The sequence below is a fragment of the Streptomyces sp. NPDC048504 genome (genome assembly GCF_043200035.1).
Lineage (GTDB): Bacteria > Actinomycetota > Actinomycetes > Streptomycetales > Streptomycetaceae > Streptomyces.
In genome coordinates, this window is sequence record NZ_JBICXA010000013.1 from 115,666 (window position 1) to 139,605 (window position 23,940).

19 protein-coding genes are annotated in these 23,940 nt (G+C 72.3%); 13 read left to right on the forward strand and 6 right to left on the reverse strand.

Features of this window, described 5'->3' with window-relative positions; all coding sequences use genetic code 11:
- The first annotated feature begins 15 nt into the window (after nt 1-15).
- Entirely contained in the window at nt 16-1,605 is a 1,590-nt protein-coding gene (gene serA / locus ACGFY9_RS29850) for a phosphoglycerate dehydrogenase (RefSeq protein ID WP_393759253.1), read from the forward strand.
- Between the two features lie 123 nt (nt 1,606-1,728).
- Here the strand turns inward: serA and ACGFY9_RS29855 are convergent, their stop codons facing one another.
- Entirely contained in the window at nt 1,729-3,270 is a 1,542-nt protein-coding gene (locus ACGFY9_RS29855) for an MFS transporter (protein ID WP_393759255.1), read from the reverse strand.
- Nucleotides 3,271-3,368: 98 nt separating this feature from the next.
- On the opposite strand from ACGFY9_RS29855, the gene ACGFY9_RS29860 reads away from it, so the two are divergent.
- The gene (locus tag ACGFY9_RS29860) at nt 3,369-3,959 is read left to right on the forward strand and encodes a TetR/AcrR family transcriptional regulator (RefSeq protein WP_393759257.1); all 591 of its coding nucleotides are present in this window, start codon (nt 3,369-3,371) and stop codon (nt 3,957-3,959) included.
- Between the two features lie 9 nt (nt 3,960-3,968).
- Here the strand turns inward: ACGFY9_RS29860 and ACGFY9_RS29865 are convergent, their stop codons facing one another.
- Entirely contained in the window at nt 3,969-5,183 is a 1,215-nt protein-coding gene (locus tag ACGFY9_RS29865) for a helix-turn-helix domain-containing protein (RefSeq protein WP_393759259.1), read from the reverse strand.
- Nucleotides 5,184-5,309: 126 nt separating this feature from the next.
- Nucleotides 5,310-5,456: a hypothetical protein gene (locus ACGFY9_RS29870; protein WP_393759261.1), complete on the reverse strand. Its 147-nt coding sequence runs from the start codon at nt 5,454-5,456 to the stop codon at nt 5,310-5,312.
- A 212-nt stretch (nt 5,457-5,668) separates the two neighbouring features.
- Between ACGFY9_RS29870 and ACGFY9_RS29875 the strand changes: the two genes are divergently transcribed.
- From ACGFY9_RS29875 to ACGFY9_RS29925, 11 genes are all read left to right on the forward strand, one after another.
- Nucleotides 5,669-6,850, forward strand: coding sequence for an NADP-dependent malic enzyme (locus ACGFY9_RS29875; RefSeq protein WP_393759263.1), 1,182 nt, complete (start codon nt 5,669-5,671; stop codon nt 6,848-6,850).
- A 54-nt stretch (nt 6,851-6,904) separates the two neighbouring features.
- Nucleotides 6,905-8,191 (forward strand): adenylosuccinate synthase, encoded by a 1,287-nt coding sequence (locus ACGFY9_RS29880; protein ID WP_393759265.1) that lies wholly within the window; start codon nt 6,905-6,907, stop codon nt 8,189-8,191.
- Nucleotides 8,192-8,263: 72 nt separating this feature from the next.
- Nucleotides 8,264-9,775 (forward strand): FAD/NAD(P)-binding protein, encoded by a 1,512-nt coding sequence (locus tag ACGFY9_RS29885; RefSeq protein WP_393759267.1) that lies wholly within the window; start codon nt 8,264-8,266, stop codon nt 9,773-9,775.
- A 32-nt stretch (nt 9,776-9,807) separates the two neighbouring features.
- Complete coding sequence (locus ACGFY9_RS29890) at nt 9,808-10,725, forward strand: formyltransferase family protein (RefSeq protein WP_393759269.1); 918 nt, start codon at nt 9,808-9,810, stop codon at nt 10,723-10,725.
- Between the two features lie 51 nt (nt 10,726-10,776).
- Complete coding sequence (locus ACGFY9_RS29895) at nt 10,777-11,856, forward strand: thioesterase domain-containing protein (protein WP_393759271.1); 1,080 nt, start codon at nt 10,777-10,779, stop codon at nt 11,854-11,856.
- A gap of 43 nt (nt 11,857-11,899) precedes the next feature.
- A complete protein-coding gene (locus ACGFY9_RS29900) occupies nt 11,900-13,183 on the forward strand; it encodes an MFS transporter (protein ID WP_393759273.1) in 1,284 nt (427 codons plus the stop codon).
- A gap of 39 nt (nt 13,184-13,222) precedes the next feature.
- Nucleotides 13,223-16,450, forward strand: a complete 3,228-nt coding sequence (locus ACGFY9_RS29905; RefSeq protein WP_393759275.1) for an amino acid adenylation domain-containing protein — start codon at nt 13,223-13,225, stop codon at nt 16,448-16,450.
- Nucleotides 16,451-16,483: 33 nt separating this feature from the next.
- Nucleotides 16,484-18,067: an amino acid adenylation domain-containing protein gene (locus tag ACGFY9_RS29910; protein WP_393759277.1), complete on the forward strand. Its 1,584-nt coding sequence runs from the start codon at nt 16,484-16,486 to the stop codon at nt 18,065-18,067.
- Complete coding sequence (locus tag ACGFY9_RS29915; protein ID WP_393759279.1) at nt 18,064-19,380, forward strand: hypothetical protein; 1,317 nt, start codon at nt 18,064-18,066, stop codon at nt 19,378-19,380. The genes ACGFY9_RS29910 and ACGFY9_RS29915 overlap by 4 nt, the downstream gene beginning before the upstream one ends.
- A complete protein-coding gene (locus ACGFY9_RS29920; protein ID WP_393759281.1) occupies nt 19,377-19,823 on the forward strand; it encodes an NUDIX hydrolase in 447 nt (148 codons plus the stop codon). The genes ACGFY9_RS29915 and ACGFY9_RS29920 overlap by 4 nt, the downstream gene beginning before the upstream one ends.
- Nucleotides 19,820-21,190: an MFS transporter gene (locus ACGFY9_RS29925; protein ID WP_393759283.1), complete on the forward strand. Its 1,371-nt coding sequence runs from the start codon at nt 19,820-19,822 to the stop codon at nt 21,188-21,190. Before ACGFY9_RS29920 ends, ACGFY9_RS29925 begins: the two co-directional genes overlap by 4 nt.
- A 21-nt stretch (nt 21,191-21,211) precedes the next feature.
- Here ACGFY9_RS29925 and ACGFY9_RS29930 read toward each other — a convergent pair whose 3' ends face one another.
- The 3 genes from ACGFY9_RS29930 to ACGFY9_RS29940 all read right to left on the reverse strand — a co-directional run bounded on the left by ACGFY9_RS29930 (nt 21,212) and on the right by ACGFY9_RS29940 (nt 23,932).
- The gene (locus ACGFY9_RS29930; RefSeq protein ID WP_393759285.1) at nt 21,212-22,468 is read right to left on the reverse strand and encodes an MFS transporter; all 1,257 of its coding nucleotides are present in this window, start codon (nt 22,466-22,468) and stop codon (nt 21,212-21,214) included.
- A gap of 33 nt (nt 22,469-22,501) precedes the next feature.
- A complete protein-coding gene (locus ACGFY9_RS29935) occupies nt 22,502-23,200 on the reverse strand; it encodes a Type 1 glutamine amidotransferase-like domain-containing protein (RefSeq protein ID WP_393759527.1) in 699 nt (232 codons plus the stop codon).
- 72 nt (nt 23,201-23,272) lie between these two features.
- Nucleotides 23,273-23,932, reverse strand: a complete 660-nt coding sequence (locus ACGFY9_RS29940; RefSeq protein ID WP_393759287.1) for an HAD family hydrolase — start codon at nt 23,930-23,932, stop codon at nt 23,273-23,275.
- Nucleotides 23,933-23,940: the final 8 nt, after the last annotated feature.

The window sequence follows — 23,940 nt, forward strand, 5'->3', positions numbered from 1 at the left end:
CTTGTGAGGACTCACGTGAGCTCGAAACCTGTCGTACTCATCGCTGAAGAGCTGTCGCCCGCGACGGTGGACGCCCTCGGCCCGGACTTCGAGATCCGGCACTGCAACGGCGCCGACCGGGGCGAGCTGCTCCCCGCGATCGCCGACGTGGACGCGATCCTGATCCGCTCGGCCACCAAGGTCGACGCCGAAGCGGTCGCCGCAGCACGGAAGTTGAAGGTCGTCGCACGAGCCGGCGTCGGCCTCGACAACGTGGACGTCTCCGCCGCCACCAAGGCCGGCGTGATGGTCGTCAACGCCCCCACCTCGAACATCGTCACCGCCGCCGAGCTGGCCTGCGGTCTGCTGCTGGCGACCGCACGCCACATCCCGCAGGCCAACGCCGCACTGAAGAACGGCGAGTGGAAGCGCAGCAAGTACACGGGCGTCGAGCTCGCCGAGAAGACCCTCGGTGTCGTGGGTCTGGGACGTATCGGCGCCCTCGTGGCGCAGCGCATGTCCGCGTTCGGCATGAAGGTCGTCGCCTACGACCCCTACATCCAGCCCGCGCGGGCCGCCCAGATGGGCGTCAAGATCCTGTCGCTGGACGAGCTGCTCGAAGTCTCCGACTTCATCACCGTGCACCTGCCCAAGACCCCCGAGACGGTCGGTCTGATCGGCGACGAGGCGCTGCGCAAGGTCAAGCCGACCGTCCGCATCGTCAACGCCGCGCGCGGCGGGATCGTCGACGAGGAGGCGCTGTACTCCGCGCTCAAGGAGGGCCGCGTCGCCGGCGCCGGGCTCGACGTGTACGCGAAGGAGCCCTGCACGGACTCCCCGCTCTTCGAGTTCGACCAGGTCGTCTCCACCCCGCACCTCGGCGCCTCCACGGACGAGGCGCAGGAGAAGGCCGGCGTCTCTGTCGCCAAGTCGGTACGCCTCGCCCTCGCCGGTGAACTCGTCCCCGACGCGGTGAACGTCCAGGGCGGCGTCATCGCCGAGGACGTCAAGCCGGGCCTGCCCCTCGCCGAGAAGCTCGGCCGCATCTTCACCGCACTCGCGGGCGAGGTCGCGGTCCGCCTCGACGTCGAGGTCTACGGCGAGATCACCCAGCACGACGTCAAGGTGCTCGAACTCTCCGCGCTCAAGGGCGTGTTCGAGGACGTCGTCGCCGAGACCGTGTCGTACGTCAACGCTCCGCTGTTCGCGCAGGAGCGGGGGGTCGAGGTGCGGCTGACGACCAGCTCCGAGTCCGCCGACCACCGCAACGTCGTCACCGTGCGGGGCACGCTGGGCAGCGGCGAGGAGGTCTCGGTCTCCGGGACCCTCGCCGGTCCGAAGAACCTGCAGAAGATCGTCGCGGTCGGGGAGTACGACGTCGACCTCGCGCTCGCCGACCACATGGTGGTGCTGCGGTACGAGGACCGTCCCGGGGTTGTCGGCACGGTCGGCCGTGTCTTCGGTGAGGCCGGGATCAACATCGCGGGGATGCAGGTGTCGCGGTCGGTGGCCGGGGGCGAGGCGTTGGCCGTGCTGACGGTCGACGACACGGTTGCCGCGAATGTGCTGGCGGAGGTTGCCGAGGAGATCGGGGCGACGTCCGCCCGCTCGGTGAACCTGGTCTGAGGCTGAGGTGGTGCTGGGGGCTCCGCCCCCAGACCCCCATCGGCCCTGAAGGGGCCTCGTCCTCAAACGCCGGACGGGCTGGACAACCAGCCCGTCCGGCGTTTTCTGTGCCCGTGGGTCCTCTCAAGCCGAGACCTTCTCCTGTTCCGGTACCGCCAGGCCCCGCAGGGTCCGTGCCGCCGCGAACGCCGCCCCCAGGAGCAGCACCGCACCGGCGATCGCCGCGCCGTGCATGCCGTCGGTGAAGGCCTCGCGGGCAGTTGCGATCAGGGCGTCTCCCGTGCGCCCCGGCAGCTGGTGGGCGACGGCCAGGGCGCCGCCGAGGGTCTCGTGGGCCGGGGCGGGGGCCGAGGCCGGGATGCCGTGGCGGTAGATCGCCGTACCGATGGAGCCGAGGACGGCCATGCCGAGGGCGCCGCCGAACTCCGCGCCCGTTTCCATCAGGGAGGACGCTACGCCCGCCTTCTCGACCGGGGCGCTGCCCATCGCGAGGTCCATGATCTGGGACATCACCATCACGATCCCGGAGGCCAGGACACCGGCGGCGGCCAGGGCCGGCCAGAGGGAGTCGGTGCCGGTGAGGGCGAGCATGCCGTAGCCGCAGGCGGCGAGCGCGAAACCGGCGGTGACTACGTAGGCGCGGTCAACTCCCTTCTGGACCAGGGTGGTTGCGAGCGGGGCCGCCATGCCGATCGGTACCGAGGGGAGCAGGGCCCACAAGGCCGCCTCCATCGCGCTCTTGCCGAGCACCGACTGCAGGTACTGCGTGGTGAAGAAGGCCGAGCCCAGCATCCCGAAGGCGGAGAGGAGGTTGAGGACCACGGAGGGGGTGAAGCCCCGGGCGCGGAAGAGGGTGGGGTCGATCATCGGGGAGGCGGTGGTGCGCTGGCGGTGGACGAACAGGGCCGCGAAGAGCAGGCCTACGGTGATCGAGACGACGTACTGCGCGTGCCAGCCCTCGGAGGGGATCTCCTTGAGGCCGTAGATCACGGGCAGGACGCCGGCCATCGACAGGGGGACGCTCGGCCAGTCGAAGCGGCCGGGGGCGGGGTTCTTCGACTCGGGGAGCAGGAACGGGCCGATCAGGAGCAGCAGTGCCATCGCGGGGAGGTTGACCAGGAAGACCGAGCCCCACCAGAAGTACTGGACCAGGACACCGCTCATCACCGAGCCGAGAGCTACGCCCGCGGTCATCACGCCGGACCACAGACCGATCGCCTTCGCGCGCTGGCCGGGGTCGGTGAACATCGTGCGCAGCAGCGCCATCGTCGAGGGCATCAGGGTCGCGCCGCCGATGCCGAGGACCGCGCGGGCGGCGATGAGGGTCTCGGCGCTGGTCGCGTAGGCCGCGATGACCGAGGCGGTACCGAAGGCGGCGGCGCCGATCAGGAGGAGCCGGCGGCGGCCGATGCGGTCGCCGACCGAGCCCATCGTCATCAGCAGGCCGGCCAGGACGAAGGCGTAGATGTCGAAGATCCACAGCTGCTGGGTGCCGCTGGGCGCCAGGTCCGCGCTGATCGCCGGGATGGCGAAGTAGAGGACGGAGACGTCCATCGAGACCAGCAGGAGCGGCAGCATCAGGACGCCGAGTGCGGTCCATTCGCGGCGTCCCGCAAGGGAGTTGGGGGCGCTCGGGGCGTTCGGTGAGTGCGTCGAGTTCGTCATGGCAGTGAATGTACGCGCGTCTTAAACGCTTGTCTAGAACGCTTGTATAGGTCAGGCGTCTAGGACGGTTGTATGGAATCGGCGGTACGGTGTGGGGCATGGGACACCGTGAGGATCTGCTCGAAGGCGCGAAGCGCTGCCTGCTGGAGAAGGGGTTCGCGCGGACCACTGCGCGCGACATCGTCAAGGAGTCGGGGACCAACCTCGCGTCCATCGGCTACCACTACGGCTCGAAGGACGCGCTGCTCGCCCAGGCGTACGTGTCGCTCGTCGAGAACACGTCCGACGCCTTCGAGGGGGGCGACGGCGATGCCGCCGCCGGGATCGAGGGGGAGCCCGGTTCGCTGGAGCGCTTCCGCTGGGTGTGGTCGAACATCGTCGCCACCATGCGGGAACCCGGCTCCGTCTGGCGGCTCAGCATGGAGGTCATCACCAGCGAACTCCCAGAAGTGCGCGAGCACTTGGCCGCCGCGCAGCGCGAGGGCGGACGCGGGCTGGTGGCCCTGCTGACGGGAGTGCCGGAGGAGGAGGTGACCGACGAGAGCGCGGACACGCTCGGCCGGTTCTATCTGACGCTGATGACCGGGCTGATCGCCCAGTGGACGTTCGATCCGAAGACGGCGCCGGACGGGGAGGCGCTCACCGAGGGGTTGCGGCAGGTGGTGGAAGGGATACGGAAGGCGGGGTGACCCGGCGGCCTACGCCGACGGCTCCGCCACCGCCCGCCAGATCGCGACGGCCAGGTCCGGCATGCCGGCCTCCTGCACCGTTTCGGCCAGCTTCCGCAGCCGGTCCAGTGCGCCCGGGGTGCCCGCGCGGATGTCGAGGAGACCGCGCAGGGCCTCCAGACGGACCCGGTCGCGGTACGACAAGAGCGCGGAGCCTTCCTCGGCGCGGGCGCAGAGCCGCTCGGCGCCGGTCAAGTCGCCCCTGAAGTACTGGAGTTGGGCGTGCAGGAAATGGAACTCATGACGGTGCAGCGGGGAGCCGACCAGATCGAGGGCGGACTGCACCGCGTCGAGCCATGAGGCGGCCTCGTCGATGCGCGGCGGCGTGGTCTGCAGCGCGAGTGATGCCGCCGCGAGCCGCAGTCGCAGCCACAGGGTCAGGTCCTCGTGGCTGTCCAGTGCGGCGACCGCCCGCCCGAGCAGCTCGGACGCCTGGGTGTACCGGCCCAGCCGGGTGTGGACGGTAGCGGCGACCCAGAAGGACTCCGCGGCGAGCGTGCCCTCGGTCCGGGGCAGCGTGTCGCACACCTCTCCGGCCAGCCGGGCGGCCTCCGCGAGGTTGCCCAGCTCGGCCTCGGTGGAGGCGAGCAGCAGCTTGCTGCGGGACACGTCGGCGGAGGGCACGTGCAGCCGGTGCTGTTCGCTCAGCCGCAGCGCCTCCCCGACGAGGTGGCGCGCGGTCTCGGGCTCGCCCAGGTTGCGCGCGGAGCGGGCGAGCCGGATCAGGGCGTGCACCTTCAGGGCCGGGCGCGCCAACTCGTCGCTCAGGCGCCGCAGTTCCTCCAGGGCGGCGCGCTCCTCCTGGTGGTTGCCGAGTACCCCGTGCAGTCGCGCGAGGTGGGCGAGTGCCTGCCAGCGCGTCTGCGGGTCGGCGCTGCCGGGCTCCGCGAGGGCATCCTGGAGCATCTCCCGGATCTCGGAGTCCCGCTCGCTTCCGGAGAGCGTGAACAGGGTCGCGAGTACATCGCTGAGGTCCGTTCCCGGCGGTTGTTCGAACGATTCAGTGGAGAGGCCGAGTCGCTCCGCGAGAAACGTGACGGCCCGGGGCGTGGGAGGTCGGGCGCCGGATTCCAGGCGGGACAGATAGGTGGGGGACATGCCCGGGCCCGTGAGATCCGCCTGGGACTTTCCCTGCTGCCGGCGCAGTTGTCGCAGACGCCTGCCGAACTGCGGCTGTTCCAGCATCCACCGTCACCACCCGAAGAAAACGTTGTCGAACGGACCTGGCCACCGGAGCCCGCCGCCTTGGCAAGGATTGCCTAAAAGAGGCAACCACTCTACAGGCCTGACGGGCCACCGATGGCCACGAGGCTATGGCCAGTCGATGTCGGAGTAGGTCGACACCGCGCCGCTCGCCACCGTGCTCCCGGTGGGGGCTCCGCCGCTGAACGACAGGACGGTCAGCGACAGGACGGTGGACAGGGCGAAACCGGTCATCATCCGTAGTGCGGTCTTCATCGGTTGATCTTTCCGTGGTGTTTCCGCGTGACACCGTCCCCGTCGTGTCGGACCGGGACGCCCCCCTTGGGCCAGTGGATGCGAGGGAACCGTAACCACAGGTCAGCCGCTTGGCAATGGTTGACAAACTTGGCAAGGTCTCCGTAACTTCGCTGAGTCGAGCCGAGACCGACGGTATGCGGTCGGCGCCGGGCCGTGACGAAAGGGCAACGATGACCAGCCAGTTGGACCGTTCCGCAGCGATCGGGGACCCGGTCTTCGCGTACCACCGGGGCGGCAAGCTCGCGGTGCGCGCGACGGCACCGCTCCAGGACGCCGACGACCTCTCTCTCGCCTACACACCCGGTGTGGCCCGGGTCTGCACGGAGATCGCACGGCGCCCGGAGGCGGTCTACGACTACACCTGGAAGTCATCCTCGGTGGCCGTCGTCAGCGACGGCACCGCGGTGCTCGGTCTCGGCGACATCGGCCCCGAAGCCTCCCTGCCCGTGATGGAGGGCAAGGCGATCCTGTTCAGGCAGCTGGCCGGAGTCAACGCGGTCCCGCTGGTGCTGGACTGCACCGACACCGACGAGATCATCGAGACCGTGGTGCGGCTCGCCCCGGCCTTCGGCGGGATCAACCTGGAGGACATCTCGGCGCCCCGCTGCTTCGAGATCGAACGCCGGCTCCAGGAGCGGCTGGACATCCCCGTCTTCCACGATGACCAGCACGGCACGGCCGTCGTCACCCTTGCCGCCCTGTGGAACGCGGCCCGGGTGACGGGCCGTCGACTGGGCGAGCTGCGCGCCGTGATGGCCGGCGCGGGCGCCTCCGGTGTGGCGGTCGCCCGGATCCTGCTGGACGCGGGCATCGGCGACATCGTGGTCTGCGACAGCAAGGGCATCGTCCACGAGGGACGCGAGGACCTGAACGACGAGAAGCGCAAGCTCGCCGCCGCCACCAACCGGCGCGGCCTCACCGGCACCATCGCCGACGCGATGCGCGGCGCCGACGTGTTCATCGGCCTGTCCGGCAGCCCCATGGCCGAGGAGCCGTTCGCCACCATGGCACCGGACGCCATCGTCCTCGCGCTCTCCAACCCGGACCCCGAGATCATGCCGGACCGGTCCGCCCGTTACGCGGCCGTCGTCGGCACCGGCCGCTCCGACTTCGCCAACCAGGTCAACAACGTCCTGGCGTTCCCCGGCATCTTCGCCGGAGCGCTTCAGACACGGGCCCCGCGCATCAGCGAGGGCATGAAGCTGGCGGCGGCCCGCGCCCTGGCCGACGTGATCGCCGACGAGGCGAGTGCCGACCGTATCCTCCCCGACTCCTTCGACCCGCGCGTGGCCCCCGCCGTCACGGCGGCGGTCGCCGCGGCGGCGCGCGCGGAGGGGCTGGCGCGCGTCTGAGAGCGGGACCGGGACAAGCAACAGACACAGCGACGAGGAACGAGAAGACACGTCATGACGCTGCACGCCGTCGTCGGCATCAACTGGGGCGACGAGGGGAAGGGCCGGATGATCGACTACCTCGCCCGGGACGCGGACCTCGTCGTCCGCTACCAGGGCGGGAACAACGCCGGTCACACGGTCGTCAACGATCTGGGCACCTTCAAGCTCCGGCTCGTCCCCTCCGGCATCTTCCAGCCCGGCACGGTCAACGTGATCGGCCCCGGCACCGCCGTCGACCCCGAGTCCCTGGACGGCGAACTCGCCGAACTGCGCGACCGCGGAATCGACACCGGAGGGCTGCTGGTCTCCGACCGGGCCACCGTGGTCTTTCCCTTCCACCGCGACCAGGACGCCTGGGAGGAGGACCGGCTCGCCGACCGGCCCTTCGGCTCCACCCGGCGCGGTATCGCCCCCGTCTACGGGGACCGCCACCTCAAGCGGGCACTCGTCCTCGGTGAACTGTTCGACGAGGAACTGCTGCGCGCCCGGCTGGCCCCCGTCGTCGAGTGGAAGAACCTCGCCCACACCACGCTCTACCCGGACCGGCCGCCGATCGACCTGGACGACATGGTCAAGTGGGGCCTGGAGTACGGCAGTCGGCTGCGCCCGTACGTCCGCGACGTCACGCCCGCACTCGCGGCGGCCGAGCGGCGCGGCGCGCACATCATGTGCGAGGCCCAGCTGGGCGCCCTGCGCGACGTCCTGTACGGCATCTATCCCTACACGACCTCGGCCAGCACCCTCGCGGGCTACGCCCCGGTCGGCTCCGGGCTGCCCGGCACCCCGCTGTCGCGGGTGACCGGCGTGATGAAGGCGTTCTCCACCTGCGTGGGCGAGGGCCCCTTCGTCACCGAGGAGCACGGCGGGTGGGCGGACGCGCTCCGCCTGGCCTCCGGCGAGTACGGCGTCAACACCGGCCGGCCGCGTCGCATCGGCCACTTCGACGCCGTCGCCTCCCGCTACGGAGTGCTGCTCCAGGGGGCGGACGAGCTGGCACTGACCAAGCTGGACAGCCTCAGCGGGCTGCCCGAACTGCGGATCTGCACCGGATACGAGCTCGACGGCCGCACCACCGGAGACTTCCCGCTGCCGCACCTCCTCGACCGGGCCCGTCCGGTGTACGAGACCGTGCCCGGCTGGGACGAGGACCTCACCGGGGTGCGGAACTTCGCGGACCTGCCCCCGGCCGCAGCGGCCTATGTGCTGCGCGTCGAGGAACTGGTCGGTGCCCCGGTCCGGTTCGTCTCCGTCGGCCCCGAGCGCGACCAGCTCGTCGACCGCGGCCCGCGTGGCAGTTGAAGATCCCCGGACACCGCCCCAGTTCCGTTCACCACGAGACGACACGACACGAAAGGCCCCGACTCCACCACCATGTCAGCCGAAAACGGGGAAGTACCGCCGCCCGGAGCGGCGCACAGGTTCGCGGTCGTCGGCATGGGGGCGACCGGGGTCGGCGTCTTCGTCGCCCTCGTCCGCTCCCTGGTGGCGGCCGGGCAGGCGGCCGGGACCGAGCTGCACATCTTCGAGACCAAGGAGCGCCTGGGCGCGGGCGTCGCCTACAGCACGCCGCACGACTGCCATCTGCTGAACATGCGGGCCGCCACGATGAGCGTGCACGCCGACGACCCGGACCACTTCGTGCGCTGGCTGGCCGGCCGCGCGGAGCCCGGTCCGGCGGACGCGGGGGAGTACGTGCCGCGCCGGCTCTTCGCCGAGTACCTTCAGGAGTTCTTCGACGAGGCGCTCACCGAGGCCCGGCGGCACGGCACCAAGGTCGTGACCCACAAGTCGGTGGTGAGCGACTGCCGTGAGGACGCCCACGGGGTGCATCTCATCGCGGCCCTCGACCACTTCGTCTTCGACCGCGTCTTCCTGTGCCTGGGTGACCTTCCCTCCACGGAGTACCTGGAGTTCACCAAGCTCCCCACCTACGTCCACTCCATGTGGCAGGGCGCCGGCCTGGAGGCGGTCGACCCGGACGCCATCATCGGCGTGCTGGGTACCAGCCTGACCGCCGTGGACGCACTGCTCCAACTGCGCGCCGCCGGACACCGGGGAGCGGTCACCTGTTTCTCCCGGCGCCGCTCGCTGCCCAAGGTCCAGGGCCCCCGGGTCCTGCACACCCTGCGGCACGTCACCGAGCGGCGGCTGCGTGAACTCACCGGGGACTTCACCCGGCAGCTGGAGTTCGCGGAGGTCGCCGAGCTGTTCCGGTGCGAGCTGGAGGACGGCCTCGGGATCGCCATCGACTGGAAACGGGTCCTGGCCCGTCCTGAAGAAACGTTCACCCGCACCCTGGCCAAGGACGTCGAACTCGCCGAGAAGGGCCAGACCCTCTGGTACTCGATCCTCGACGCGACCTCCGAGATCGTCCCGCTGGTGTGGCGGACCATGTCGGCAAAGGCCCGCGCCTCCTTCATGACCGAACACCTCTCGATCTGGTCGATGTTCCGCCACTGCATGCCGCTGGACAACGCCCGCCGCCTGCTCGACATGGCCACCGACGGCGCGTTCGGCGTCGCCAGCGAACTCACCGCCGTGTCGTACGTCGAGGGGTCCGGGACGTTCCGGGTCGACGCGGCCGGTCGCACCCATCACGTCGAGTGGCTGGTCAACGCCACCGGCACCGGCTTCGCCCTGGACTGCAGCGACTCCTCGCTGATCCAGAACATGCTGATGCGCGGCGACATCGCCCCGCATCCGCTGGGTGGCATCGACGTCGACTTCGACACCCTGCGCGTGGTGCGCCGCGACCGGTCGCTCTCGGGCCGCGCCCACTACATCGGCCCCCTCACCCGGGGCGTGCACTTCTACACCAACTCCTTCGAGACGAACCTCGCCAACGCGCACAGCGCCGTGGCCGCGGCCCTCGGGCCGTCTTGAGTCCTGTTTCCGCACACCGTCAGGAGATCCCTATGCGGGTTGCGTTCCTCGTCGGCAACGACCTCACGTCCCACCTGATCGTCGGACGGGTCCTCGACGACGTCCTCCGCGCCGGCCACACGCCGTACGTCTGCTACACCCACCAGCCGCCCAATCCCCGGGCCGAGCCCGAACTGCGCGAACTGTTCACCTACGAGCGCACCCTGCTCAACAGCTGTGTGTACCCCTACCTCGACAGCCTCCCGGCGCCCCTGCACGGCGCCCTGCTGTCCCCGGCCGGAATCGCCAAGCTGTACCGCGACAAGGTGGTAGTCCGGGTCGTCGAGGACGTCAACGCCCCCGACTTCATCGACTACTTGGCGGCCGAGAACGTCCGCGTCGGTTTCTCCGTGCGCTGCTACCAGAAGTTCCGGGCACCGCTCATCGACCACTTCCGGCCCGAGCCGGACGCGCCCGCGCTCTTCGCCAACCTGCACCCCGGCATCCTGCCCCGCTATCGCGGAGTGCTGACCTTCGCCCGGTCCATGCTGCACGGCGAGCGCGAGGCCGGGTTCACCCTGCACAGGGTCAACGAGGACTGGGACGCGGGCGGTGTCATCGCCCTGTCCACCGGCCCGCTCGACTACGGCAGTTCGGTGCTGGAGAACATGGCCGGCCAACGCGACCGGGCCGCCGGCCTGCTGCTCGACGCCATCGGCACGGCCGCCGCCGACGGCGACTGGACCGATCTCCCGCAGGACCCCGAGGCGGCGGGCTACTACTCCCACCTTCGCCGCGCCGACCTCGACGCACTGCACCGCGAAGGCGTCGAACTGTTCCGGCACCGCCCGGTGATCGACCTGCTCACCGGCGCCTACACCCCGCCCGGCTCACCCGAGCGCTTCGAACTCGGCGGCATCCTCGCCGGGATCACCAGCCGCCGTCCGCAGACCGCCGCTCTGCCCGGCTGACGCCGACACCCGTCCCCCGACACCGAGTTCAACGAAACGAGAGGAATCGCCATGGCGCAGGACCGCGCAGACATCGTGCAGATCATCAGTGAGATCTGGGAGGAACTCCTCGACGTCGACGTGGAGGAGGACGACGACTTCTTCGACCTCGGCGGCTACTCGCTGCTGATCGTCAACGTCGTCACCGAGGCCCGCAAGCGAGGCCTGGAGCTGTCGTCCAACGACCTCTACACCCACAAGACCCCGGCGGCCCTGGCCGCCGCCCTCGGCACCCCGGCCGGTGCCCGGGAACAGGTCGCCCCCGCCGACCCCGACTTCAGCACCGTGTGGGAGACGGGCCTCGGCCCCCTGGAGACCGAGCCGACCCCGACACTCGTCCCGCTCGCCCCCGAGGGCACCGGCACCCCCGTCTTCACCTTCCACTGGGGCACCGGAAACGTCCGCTTCATGGCCGGCCTCGTCGACTCCTTCCGCGGCGAACGCCCGGCCTACGGACTGGAGATGGTCGGCATGTGGGGCCGCGAGCGGCCCGCGCTGTCCCTCGTCGAGATCGCCACCCGCTACCTGCGCGAGATCCGCACGGTCCAGCCCGAGGGCCCGTACCTGTTCGTCGGCCCGTGCGCGGGCGGCCGTATCGCCTACGAGATCGCCCGGCAGTTGCGGGACCAGGGACAGGAGGTCGCGGTCCTCGCCGTCGTCAACACCATGCCGCCCGGCAGCACCGAACTCGACCCCGCCTGGGGCCTGCGCGAGCTCTACGACTTCCGTCTCGCCTCGCTCCGCGAGCGCTTCGGGGTACCGGACCTGCTCACCGACCAGGAGAGGCTGATGCGCGGCATGGTCGAGATCGCCTGGCTCGACGAGCACGTCGACCCGGCCGACCTGCACTGGCGCCAGGCCGTGTGGGCCGCGGGCATCTTCGCCCAGGAGCACTACGAGCCGCGTCCCTACGACGGCGAGGTCACCGTCTTCCAGCTGGCCGAGCACGCCGACCGCCCCGCCGCCGACTGGGGCCGGGTGGCCGCCGCCACCGAGACGCACACCCACGAGTCCGCGGGCACCCTGCCGCTGCTGCGCGACCCCGAGTTCGCCCGGGCCCTCGCCAAGAAGCTGGCGTCCCACCCGGCCTGACCGGCACCGCCGCCAACGACCGTACAACCGAGGTGAATTGACAGTGGCAGGCAACAGGGCCGTGAACGCGGTCCGCACCTGGGCCGCCGAGACCGTGCCGGCCCCCGGACCGGCCCGCAGGCTCGCCGTGCTGACCGTGGTGCAGTCCGTCGGCTTCGGCCTCTTCCTCAGCTCCAGCGCCATCTTCTTCCGGCGGTCGGTCGGGCTGACCGCCGCCCAGGTGGGACTCGGGCTCTCCGCGGCCGGCCTCGCCGGACTGCTGTGCACGGTGCCGATCGGCAGGCTCGCCGACCGGTTCGGCGCCCGGCGCCCGCTGATCACCGTGTACGCGGCGCTCGCCGCACTGTTCACCGGGTACTGCGCGGTCGGCGGCTTCGCCGGATTCGTGGCACTGGCCTGCGCGATCTCCGTGTGCGAGACGTCCTCGCACCCCCTGCGGATGACCCTCACCCACGAGGTGTTCGACGCCGGGGCACGGGTGCGGGTCAGCGCCCAGATGCGGTCGCTGTTCAACCTCGGCTTCATGCTGGGCGCGGCCGTGGCCGGCGGTGTGCTCGCCGTCGGCGGCCGGGGCGCGTTCGTCGCGATGATCCTGCTGACGGCGGTGGCCCACGCCTGCTGCGCGGTGCTCACCGGACGCCTGCCGGGCCGTACCGTGGAGGCCGCGCCGGCCGGCCCCGGCGCGCCGAAGCGGCGGTCCGGGCTGCGGGACATCCGCTTCGTGACGCTCTCGCTGCTGTGCGGGGTGCTGGAGCTGTACCAGCCGATCCTCACCGTCGCACTGCCGCTGTGGATCATCGGCCGCACCCGGGCCCCCGGAGCCGTCAACTCCGTGCTGCTGATGCTGGACACGGTCCTCGTGATCGCCTTCCAGGTGGCCGCGAGCCGGGGCGCCGAGACCGCACCCGGGGCGGCCCGGCTGCTGCGCCGCTCCGGAGTCCTGCTCGCCGTGTGCTGCCTGGTCTTCGCGCTCACCCAGGACCGGGGCCCGCTGGTCGCCGTACCGCTGCTGCTGCTCGGCACCGTGCTGCTGGTCGTCGGCGAACTCGGCCAGGCGGCCGGCTCGTGGGGACTGTCCCTGCATCTGCCGCCCCCCGGTCGGCAGGGCGAGTACCAGGGCGTGTTCGCCCTCGGCCGCGGCCTCCAGCAGACCGTCGGCCCCTACCTGGTCACCGCTCTCGCGGTGGGCGCCGGCCGGCTCGGCTGGGCGCTGCTCGCCGCCCTGCTGCTGCTCGCGGGTCTCGTCTGCCCGCCGCTGGCCGGGGCGGCGCTGAAGACGCGCGAGACGGCCGAGGCACCGCTGCCCGAGCCCGTGGCCAACCCCTGACCCGATCCGCTCCGATCCCTCACCGACGAGAGAGAACGCATGCAACCGTCCCCGCGCTGGAACGACACCGCCCACCCCTACCCCCAGGGGGTCTCGGTCCACGGCATCGTCTCCGCCCACGCGGCGGCGGCCCCGGACGCGGTGTGCCTGGTCGACGGCGACCGGACCGTCTCCTACGGCCTCCTCGACCGTGCCTCCGACGCCTACGCCGTCCGGCTCGCGGCCCTCGGCGTGCGCCCCGGCGATCTGGTGCCGGTCCGGTTGCCGCGCGGTGCGGAACTCGTCGCCGCCGTGCTCGCCGTACTCAAACTCGGTGCGGCCTACGCCCTGGTCGACCTCGCCTGGCCGCCCTCCCGGATCGCGGACGTGCTGGAACAGCTCGACGCGCGGCTCCTGGTGGACTCGCCGGACGCGCACCACGAGGGCGTCGTCCGCTGGTGTCCGCCGCCGGGCTCCCTGGCCGCGGTGGACGGCGAGGGAACCGGCTTCCGGGCCGTGCCGGCCGGCGGCGAGGACCCCTGCTGCGTGTTCTTCACGTCCGGAACCACCGGGCGCCCCAAGGGAGTTCTCACCCCGCACCGGGCGACCGTGCGGCTGTTCAGGCCGGACGCCCAGGTCGCCCGCTTCGCCGCGGACACGGTCCTGCCGCAGGCCGCGCCCGTGCCCTGGGACGGCTACGCGCTGGAGCTGTGGTCGGTGCTCCTCAACGGCGGCACCTCCGTCGTCGTACCCGAGCCGTATCTCACCCCCGAAGCGCTGCGTGCCGGGACCGGGCGGCACGGCGTCGACACCGTGTGGCTGACCGCGAGCCTCTTCAACATGATCGTGGACGAGGACCCGGACGCGTTCCTCGGACTCCGTCAGGTCATGACCGGCGGCGAGCGCCTCTCCGTCCCCCATGTGCGCCGCTTTCTCGACCGCCACCCCGGCATCGCGCTCGTCAACGGCTACGGACCCGTGGAGAGCACGGTGTTCGCGACCACCCACCGCATCCGGCCCGAGGACTGCGACCGGCCCGGCGGCATCCCGATCGGGGGTCCCGTGCCCGACACCCAGGTCCACGTCCTCGACGGCGACCGGGTGTGCGCCGTCGGGGAGACGGGTGAACTGTGCGTCGCGGGCCACGGACTCGCGCTGCGCTACCTCGGCCGCCCCCAGCTGACCGCCGAGAAGTTCACCGAGGTACGCCTCGACGGCACACCCGTCCGCGTGTACCGCACCGGCGACCTCGCCGCCTGGGACGAGGACGGCCTGCTGCACTACCGTGGCCGCGCCGACCGGCAGGTCAAGATACGCGGCCACCGGGTCGAACCGGCCGAGGTGGAACGGCAGATCGAGGCGCTGCTGCCCGCGGTGCGCCGGGCCACGGTGCTCGCCCTGCGCGACCAGGACGGCACCTGCCGGGGTCTGGCCGCGTTCTGCGTGCCGCGCCGGGCGGGCGATCCGCTGGCCGGCGCGCTGGAGACCGTGCGCGCGTCCGTCGTCTCCTACCACCGCCCCGACCAGCTGCTGAGCATCGACGAACTCCCGCTGACCGGCAACGGGAAACTGGACGAACGGGCGCTGCTGGAGCTGTCGGCCGGCTCCGGGGTTCCGGCATCGCTGGGCGGGAGCGAGGCGCGGACGCCGGCCGTGCCCGGAATCCCGGCGCCGGGAACCCCCGCCCCCGGAACCCCGCTCACCGACCTCGTCGCCGCCGTCTTCGCCGAGGTGCTCGGTGTCGCCGCCGTACCCCTGGACGTCGAGTTCACCGCGCTGGGCGGGACCTCGCTGGCCGCCGGGCGGGTGTGTGCCCGGCTCGGGGCGCGGCTCGGGCGACCGGTGCCGCTGGCCACGCTCCTCACCCACCCCACGGCCGCCGCACTCGGTGCCCGGCTGGCGGACCCCACCGACGCGGCCGGCGCGCCCACACCGGACCGGGCGCCGGACGAACTGCCCCTCACCTCAAGCCAGTCGGGCTTCCTGATCCGGCACCTGCTGGAGCCGGACGACCGGTCCGCGCACTGTCTCGCCGCCTGGACACTCGACGGCGATCTGGACCGCACGGCCCTCGGCGCGGCCCTCGCCGACGTCCATCTCCGGCACCACGCGCTGCACACCGTGTACCGCACCGACCGCGCCCGCACGTTCGCCGTCCCGGGCGGGCAGCCGCCGCCCGAGCCCGTCGAACTCCCGGCCACTCACTCCACCGAGGCCGCCCTGGCCGTCGTACGCACGGATCTCACCGCCCCGCTGGACCCGGTGGACGGACCCGTGTGGCGGGCGGTGCTCGTGCCGGTGGCCGGCACCCGGAGCACGGTCCTCGGGTACGCCGTCCACCACATCGCGTTCGACGGCTGGTCGGAGTCCGTGCTCGCCGCCGATCTGGCCGTCGCCTACAACGCCCGGACCGCCGGGGTCGCCCCCGCGTGGCCGTCGGCGCCCACCGCGGCCCAGGTATGGGCGGTGCGCGAACGCCACGCGCTCGCAGCCGACCTGGCGCGGCAGCGGGAACGGCTCACGGACGCGCTCACCGGCGTACCGGAGCTGCGCCTGCCGACCCCGGCGACCCGCGTCGGCGAAATCCCGCGCACCGGGGCCGGGTTGACCACCACCGCCGGGCGGCCGGTCGCCCGGGGCGGCGAAGTCCCGTCGGCCGTCGCCGAGTCCGGTGTCCTCCGGGTCGAAGTCCCCTTGACCGCACCCGAGGCCGCCGGCGTCGACCGGCTCGCCGACCGGGCCGGGCTCACCCGCTTCCCCGTACTGCTCTCGCTCTACGGCCGGGCACTGGCCGATCTCACCGGGCAGGACGACTTCGGCGTGGGCGTGCCCGTCGCCCAGCGGGTGGACCCGCTGCTGGAGACGGCCGTCGGCTGTCACATCGGCATGGTGTGCGTCCGGTTGCGCGGCGAGGCCCTGCACGAGACGGCCGTCCGGCGGGCGGCCGCGACCGGTCACCTGGTCAGAGACGCGTTCGCCTGTCAGGACGTTGGCTTCGCCGAGGCCGTACGGCTCGTCAACCCGCCGCGCTCCACGCGCGGTCCGCTGTTCCAGACCGTGTTCGCGCTCCAGGACAACCGCACCGCCACCCTGCCCCTCGCCGGGCTGCGCACCGCATTCCACCGGCTGCCCTACCCCGGTATCCCCGCCGAGATCCAGACCGAGATCTGGCCGGAGCCCGGCGGAGGCCTGCGTGTGGTCCTCAACTCCCGTGCGGACGCGGTGGATTCACCGTCCGCCGCCGCCCTCGCGAAGACGTTCGCGGACCTGATCCGCACCACCGCCTGACCATTCACTCCACCCGAAGGACGAAGACTCCGTATGACGACGACCTCCGCCGCGCCCCGGCTCGACGCGGCCCGCTCCCTGCCCGCGCTCTTCCGGCTGGTGGCCGCCGAACGGGCCGACGCCACCGCCGTGCGCGACGGCGACCGCACCCTCACCTACACCGAACTCGACCGCGCCTCCGACCGGTTGGCCGCTCGCCTCGCCCACGCCGGCGTCCGCCCGGGCGACCTGGTCGGACTGCTCCTGGAACGCTCCGCGGACATCCCCGTCGGCATCCTCGGCGTGCAGAAGGCGGGCGCCGCCTATGTACCGCTCGACCCGTCCTACCCGGGGGAGCGGCTGCGCTACATGGTCGCGGACGCCGGTGCGGCCATCGTCGTCGGCGACCCCGGACAGGCGGCCGAGCGCGGGCTCGACACGGTCGCGGTACTGCCGCCGTACGACGAATCGGCCCCCGAACTCCCGGTACCGGCACCCGAGTCGACCGGCGACGAGCCGGCCTACGTCATCTACACCTCCGGTTCGACCGGCAACCCGAAGGGCTGTGTCGTCGGGCACCGTCAGGTGCTGGCGCTGCTGCGCGCCGCGCTTCCCCTGTTCGACGTCGACGCGGACGACCGCTGGGCGCTGTTCCACTCGTTCAGCTTCGACGTCTCCGTCTGGGAGCTGTGGGCCTGCCTGGCCACCGGCGCCACCGCCGTGACCGTGCCGCTCGCCGTCGCCCAGAACGCGGCCGACCTCCTCGCCCTGCTCGCCGCCGAACGCGTCACCGTCCTCGGCCAGGTACCGTCCGTCTTCCGCTCCCTCGCGATGGCGTACGAGGAGACCGGGCGGCCCGAACTCGCCCTGCGCCACCTGGTGTTCGCGGGCGAGAGCATCGACCTGGACGTGGTCGCCGCCTTCCTCAAGTCGTACCCGGGCAACGCGCCCACCGCCGTCAACATGTACGGCCCGACCGAGACCACGGTCTACGCCACCCACCGCGTCCTGACCGACGCCGACTTCGACGGCACGGTGCGCTCGCCGATCGGCGCGGGCCTGCCGCACCTGCGGCTGGAGATCCGCGACCAGGACCTCAAGCCGCTGCCCGACGGCGAGAGCGGCGAACTGCTCATCGCCGGACCGGGCGTCGCCGACGGCTACCTCGGCCGCCCCGAGCTCACCGCCGAACGCTTCGTCACCCTGGACGGACCGGCGGGCCCCGACCGCTACTACCGCACCGGCGACCTGGCCCGCCGGCTGCCCGACGGCTCCTTCGAGTACCTGGGCCGCAACGACCAGCAGATCAAGCTGCGCGGCTACCGCATCGAACTCGGCGAGGTCGAGACCGCGTTGCGCGGCCACGACAGCGTCCGGGACGCCGCCGTCACCGTGATCACCACGGCCGCCGGCGCCACCTTCTTCGTCGCCTGCGTCGTCCTCGCCGAGGGCGCGCCCGACAAGCCCGCCGCCGAACTGCGCCGGCACGCGCAGACGGTCCTGCCGCGCTACACGGTCCCCGACCGTTACCAGGTCGTCGACGCCCTGCCGCTGACCGGCTCCGGCAAGCTCGACCGCAAGGCGCTCACCGCCCTGGCCTCGGCCCGTCCGGCGCGCACCCCGAAGGCGGCCCGATGACCACGCGGCACGACCACGGCACGTACGGCCTCGCCGTCATCGGCGCCGGCCCCGCCGGACTGGCCGCCGCGCACCGGCTGTCCGGGACCGGCGTCTCCACCGTACTGATCGACGGTGGCAGACCCGTCGCCGAGCGCGACCGGTACGCCGCCGAGGACCTGACCCGCGGCCACGGCGGCGCGGGACTGTTCTCCGACGGCAAGTTCTCCTTCTTCCCGTCCGCGAGCGAACTGTGGGAGCTGCCGCGCACCGCGGACCTGCGCGCCGCGTACGACTGGACCTGCGCACTGCTCGGCTCGTACGGCCTGGACACCCCGCCCTTCCCCGAGGACCCGACCGCCTACACCGTGGGCGCCGGCGAGTGGGTCCTGAAGGACTACCCCTCCGACTACCTCTCCCTGGACGCCCGGCTCCGCCTCACCGCCGACCTGGTGGCCGGACTCGACGCCACGCTGCTCGACGGGACGGAGGTGACCGGCGCCGCGTACGACTCCGACGCCGACCTGTTCCGGCTGGAGCTGCGTGACGCCAAGGGGCAGGAGACGCGGCTGACGGCGCGCCGGCTGCTGCTGGCCGGCGGACGGTTCGGGCCGCTGGGGCTGCGCGAGATCACCGGCCGGCGATCGTTCAAACGGCTGGAGGTCGGCTTCCGGATCGAGCAGTGCGCCGACCGCGCGTTCTTCCGGGACATGACGCAGCTCGACCCCAAACTGCGGTTCCGGGAGGCCGACGGTGGCCTGGAGTGGCGCACCTTCTGCGCCTGCCGCCAGGGCGAGGCCTCACTCACCGAGACCCAGGGCCTGTGGACGGTCTCCGGCCGCTCCGACTGTCCGCCCACCGGCCGGTCCAACGTCGGCTTCAACACCCGCATCCTCGACGAGTCCGTCGCCGAACGGACCCTGGGCCCCGCCCTCGCCGCGCTGGCCGACGAGGAGAACCACTTCACCGTCGCGCTGACCGACCTGCTCGCCGGGCACCCGGACACCGTGGCCCTCTTCGACCGGGTGTACGGGCCGGAACTCCGGGTCGCGATGACCCTCGGGCTGACCCGGCTGGCGGAGGCGTTCCCCGAGGTCGAGGACGCCGACACCCGGCTCATCGGCCCGACCCTGGAGGGCGTGGGCTGGTATCCGGCAGTCGACGGCGACCTGCGGCTGCCGGACGCCCCGGCCTGGGTGGCCGGTGACGCCTGCGGGCTCTTCCGGGGTATCGTCGCCGCGTTCATCAGCGGCCACTACGCGGCCTCCTCGGCCCTCGGGGACCCGGCGCTCGCGCCGCGCCCGGGGTCGTACGAGGGAGAGGTGCTCCGATGACTCCCGTGGTCGGCGTCGGCGCGCTGCTGACCGGTCCGGACGGGCGGATCCTGATCGGGCACCGCGTCAAGGCGGGCGAGCCACCGACCTGGTGCCTGCCCGGCGGGCATGTGGAACCGGGGGAGAGCTTCGAGCAGGCCGCCGTGCGAGAGGTCGTCGAGGAGACCGGCATCGCGCCCCGGCTCCTCGGCGATGTCCGTGTCTTCGGCATCGCCCTGCGCACCGGGGCCCCGGTCACAGCGGTCACCGCGTTCGTCAGCGCGACGCTTCTGGCACCGGCCGAGACCGTCCTGACCGAACCGGATGTCTTCGCGGAGTGGCGCTGGGTCCGCCCCGAGGAGCCGCCGACCCCACTGTTCCCCGCGAGTGCCGCCCTCCTCGCCACCCGCTACGGCCGCCGGACCCCCGAAGGCTGGACGGTCCACCCGGTGGTCGCGCCATGACCACCCCGGCCGCCTCGCCCACCACCGCTCCGGCACCCCCCGCCACCTTCGACCGGGCCACCTGGCTCCGGCTGCTCGTGCTGTGCACGGCCGTGCTCTTCGAGGGCATGAGCCTGTCCGGGATCAACATCCAACTCGCCGACATACGCCGGGATCTGGCGCTGTCGCCCGACCGGCTGCAACTGGTCTCCAGCGCCTTCCTCGCCGCCTACGCCGGTTTCCTCCCGGCGGGCGGCCGGTTCGCGGACCGCTGGGGCAGACGGCGGATGTTCCGCACCGGCGTGACCCTCTTCGGCGCGGGTTCCCTGGCCGCCGCCCTGGCCCAGGGACCGCTGCTGCTGGTCGCCGCGCGCGCACTGCAGGGCCTCGGTGCGGCGGTGACCGCACCGGCGGCCGTGGCGCTCATCGTCACGGGCTTCCCCGAGGGCACCGCCCGCAACCGCGCGCTCGGCGTGTTCAGCGCGATGGGCGCTGCCGGGTTCTCGCTCGGCGTGGTCCTCGGCGGCCTGCTGACCGACGGCACCGGCTGGCGTGGCGGCTTCCTGGTGTACGTACCGCTCAGCCTGCTCGTGCTGGCACTGGCCCGACGCCTGCCGCCCGACGGGACGGCCGTTCCCGCCGGGCGCATCGGCTGGGCGCAGCCCGCGCTGCTGGTGGCCGGTCTGGTCACCACCGTGTACGCGGTGGGCCGGGCCGGTACCGGTTCACCCACCGCCGTCGGGGCGATCGCCGCCGTCGGCCTTGCCGCGCTCGCGTTGTTCGGGCTGGTCCAGTCCCGCTCGGCCCGGCCGCTGCTGCCCCCGCGGCTGGCCACCGACCGTCGCATGGTGGCCGCGTCACTCTGCCTCGGCGGCGGGTTCGCCGCCATCACCGGGGCGATGTTCCTGGTGGCGACCGACCTCCAGGACGAACGGGGCTGGTCCCCGCTCGACAGCGGGCTCGCGTTCCTGCCCCAGGGTCTGGCCGTCGCCCTGCTCTCGACCGGCGCGGCCCGCCTGGCGGACCGTCGTCCGCCCTCCCGCCTCCTGCTGGCCGGACTCGCGGTGCTCGTCCTCGGCCAACTCGCCTACGTCACCGTGCCGTCCGGCACCTACGCCACCCACCTGCTGCCCGCCGCGCTCCTGGTGGGCGCCGGTATCGCGATCGCCTACCCGGCGGCGGCCCTGCTCGCCTCGGCCGCGGCCCCCGCCGTCGACCAGGGCGCCGCCTCGGGCCTCCTCACCACCTGCCAACAGGCGGGCGGCGCTCTGGGCGTGGCCGCGGTCACCGCCCTGGAGTCCGCGTCCCCGGGCACGGGCCTGTGGGGCTGTTTCGCCTGTACGGCGGTGACCTTCGCGGGGTGCGCCGTTCTGCTGCGCAGGCCTTGAATCCGCCCTACGGCATGCCGCTCACGGGGCCGGCCGACGCGCTGTGACCCCGTCCTCGCGCCGCCGGTCCCGCAACGCCGGCGCCACCGCCCCCAGCATCAGCAACGCGGTCAGCGCGAAGGCCCACGGGTAACCCGTCAGGCCCGCCGCGACGCCGAAGCCCGCCGCGCCTACGCCCATTCCGCCGTCGTAGGCCAGGTTCCACAGGGCGCTGACCGTGCCGTACGAGGCGGCGGAGACGCGGGTGTACATCACGGCCAGCGTGGCATTCTGGGTGATGCCGAAGCCCGCGCCGAACACGGCGGTGCCCGCGATGACCGCTACCGGGTTGGCAGTCGGGGCGATGACCAGGACGCCCGCCGCCGACAGGAGCAGGCCGGGGAGGACGAGCCGCGCGCTGCCGTGCCGGTCGCCGTGGCGGCCCGCGAGCCAGCGCGTCAGGGTCGAGGCCGCGGTCTGCATGAACAGGGCCACCGCGACGACTCCGGCGGACGCCGACGGGAGGGCCAGTGGCAGGAAGGTGACCACGATGCCCGCGGCCGTCGCGGTGGCCGCGAAGACCAGAACCGGCCGTAGAAGTGCGCCTGTTCGCAGTCCCCGTACGACACCCAACGGCTGCTCGCTGCGGTCCGCCCGGTCGGCCCGGTCCGGCAGTCCGAGGACGAAGACGATCGCGGCCAGCGCGGCGAGGCCACCGGTGACGGCGACCGGGCCGTAGCCCACGCGGTCGGCCAGCCACAGTCCCAGCGGCAGCGCGACCAGTGACGGCACCCCGGACACCACACCCACCAACGCGAGCCCCTCGCCCCGGCGTTCGTCCGGGATCAGCGACGCGGTGAGGGCACCGCCCGCGACGATCGTCAGCGCGAAACCGAGCCCCCGTACGAAGCACACCCCGACGATCCACGCGGCCTGCCCCGAGACGGTCAGCACCAACGCCGGTGCCCCGAGCAGGAACAGCCCGGCGATCAGGGTCAGCCGATACCCGAAGCGCGCGACCAGCCGGGGCGTGACCAGTTCCCCGAGCACCGTCGCGAGCATCAGCGAACCCGTCGCGAGCCCCGCCGCGCCCCCGCCACCCCGCTCGGCCGCGTACGCCGGTACGACCGACAACAGCAGGAAGAAACTGAGACTGGCCCCGACCATGCTGACGAAGCGGAGGAGGAGGGGGCGGGTGAGGAGCGGGGGGTGCGTTCCCGAAGTTGCCTCAGGGGCGGGCGAGTTGGGGGAGCCGGAGGTTTTCGGGGTGGGGCAGTCGGGGGACGGGCCGGTCGTCATGACGTCGACACTAGGGTTCTGCCGGGGTGGCGGTCAGCTCCAATTCCGGGCCACTGGACCGGTCGCTCCGTCGAACAGCCTCCAGTGCCCCTCGGACACGACCTCGACACCACCACCGTCGGTCACCTTGATCGCGGTCTGAGCGTCGATGGCGTACGCCGGACCCGTTGTCGCGGCGGCCCATCGTTCTGCCTCGGCCATGGTGTTCTCCGGACAGGCCGGGCTGTCGAGGTGCGGGAAGAGGGAGAAATCGACGACTCCCAGCGCGCTGTCGTCACCGGAGGGCGGCTTCCAGTCGGCGAAGGTCTCACCGATGCGCGGCGTCAGCACCATGCTTCCGGCGCTGAGCCCGACGTAGACCGTGTCGCGCAGGGACGGGAAGAGGTCGGCCAGGCCGGACTCGCGCATCCAGTGGCACAGGTACAGCGCGTCACCGCCGTTCACCAGCAGGGCGTCCGCCCCCCGGACCCAGGAGACCCAGCGTTCCTTGTCGATGCCGGGCAGTGCGGTGAGTTCCAGTACGCCCACCGACTTCCAGCCCAACTCGGTCATGGGGCTGGCGGATTGACCGCTGATGAAACGCCATGGCCCGCCCGGGTCGCCGTACGGGCCGCCGTATCCCGTCGGGATGCAGAGCGCGCTCGCCTCGGCGATCGGTTTGCCCAGGAGGTCGACCAGCGCTGCCAGGATGCTCGCGTTCCTGACACCGGAGTCGGTGAGGAGGAGTTTCATCACGGCCCCACTCTGATCGTGTGAGGGAAACAGTCGGGCGACGTTAGCATCGCCGCGTCCAACTGCCGCTGTTCAGCCGGATGTTCGCCGGGCTCCGACGACGTGATGGAGCGCGGACGCGGCGTCGACGGCGATGTGCGTGGGGCGGAACGTCGGCTCGGTCCAGGGGCGGCCGTTCGACACCCACACGCTGCGTGCGTCGATGCCCGTCGCGCCCCGGATGTCGGCGTGTGCCGAGTCGCCGATGACCCAGGACGAGCGGAGGGACGCTCCGACCGTGGCCGCCGCCGTGTGGAAGATCTCCGGTGCGGGCTTCTTGTGGCCGGCCGCCTCGGAGATCACCCATCCGTGGACGATCGCGTCGAGCCCGGTGTGCCGGATCTTCAACTCCTGCTGCACGACACGGCCGTTGGTGACGATCACGCACGTCCAGCCCGCGGCGACGGCCTCGGCGAGGGCGGCGCGCGTGGGCTCGGGCAGGGTGACGCGGTCGGCGGCGCCCCGGTCGAGAAGGGTCCGGACCGCGTCGCCGGTGACGTTCCCGCCGTAGCGCTCGGTCATGGCCTCGGCGATGGCCCGCCTCGGCGTGTAGCCACTGGCGTCGACCGACATCAGCCAGGCGAGGTCGTCCGGCGGCAGACCGTGCGCGGCCAGGAAGTCGGTGACCGCGTCCCGGAACGCGGCGTCACGGTCGACCAGGGTGTTGTCCAGATCGAGCATCAGCAGGGGCATGCCGGGCA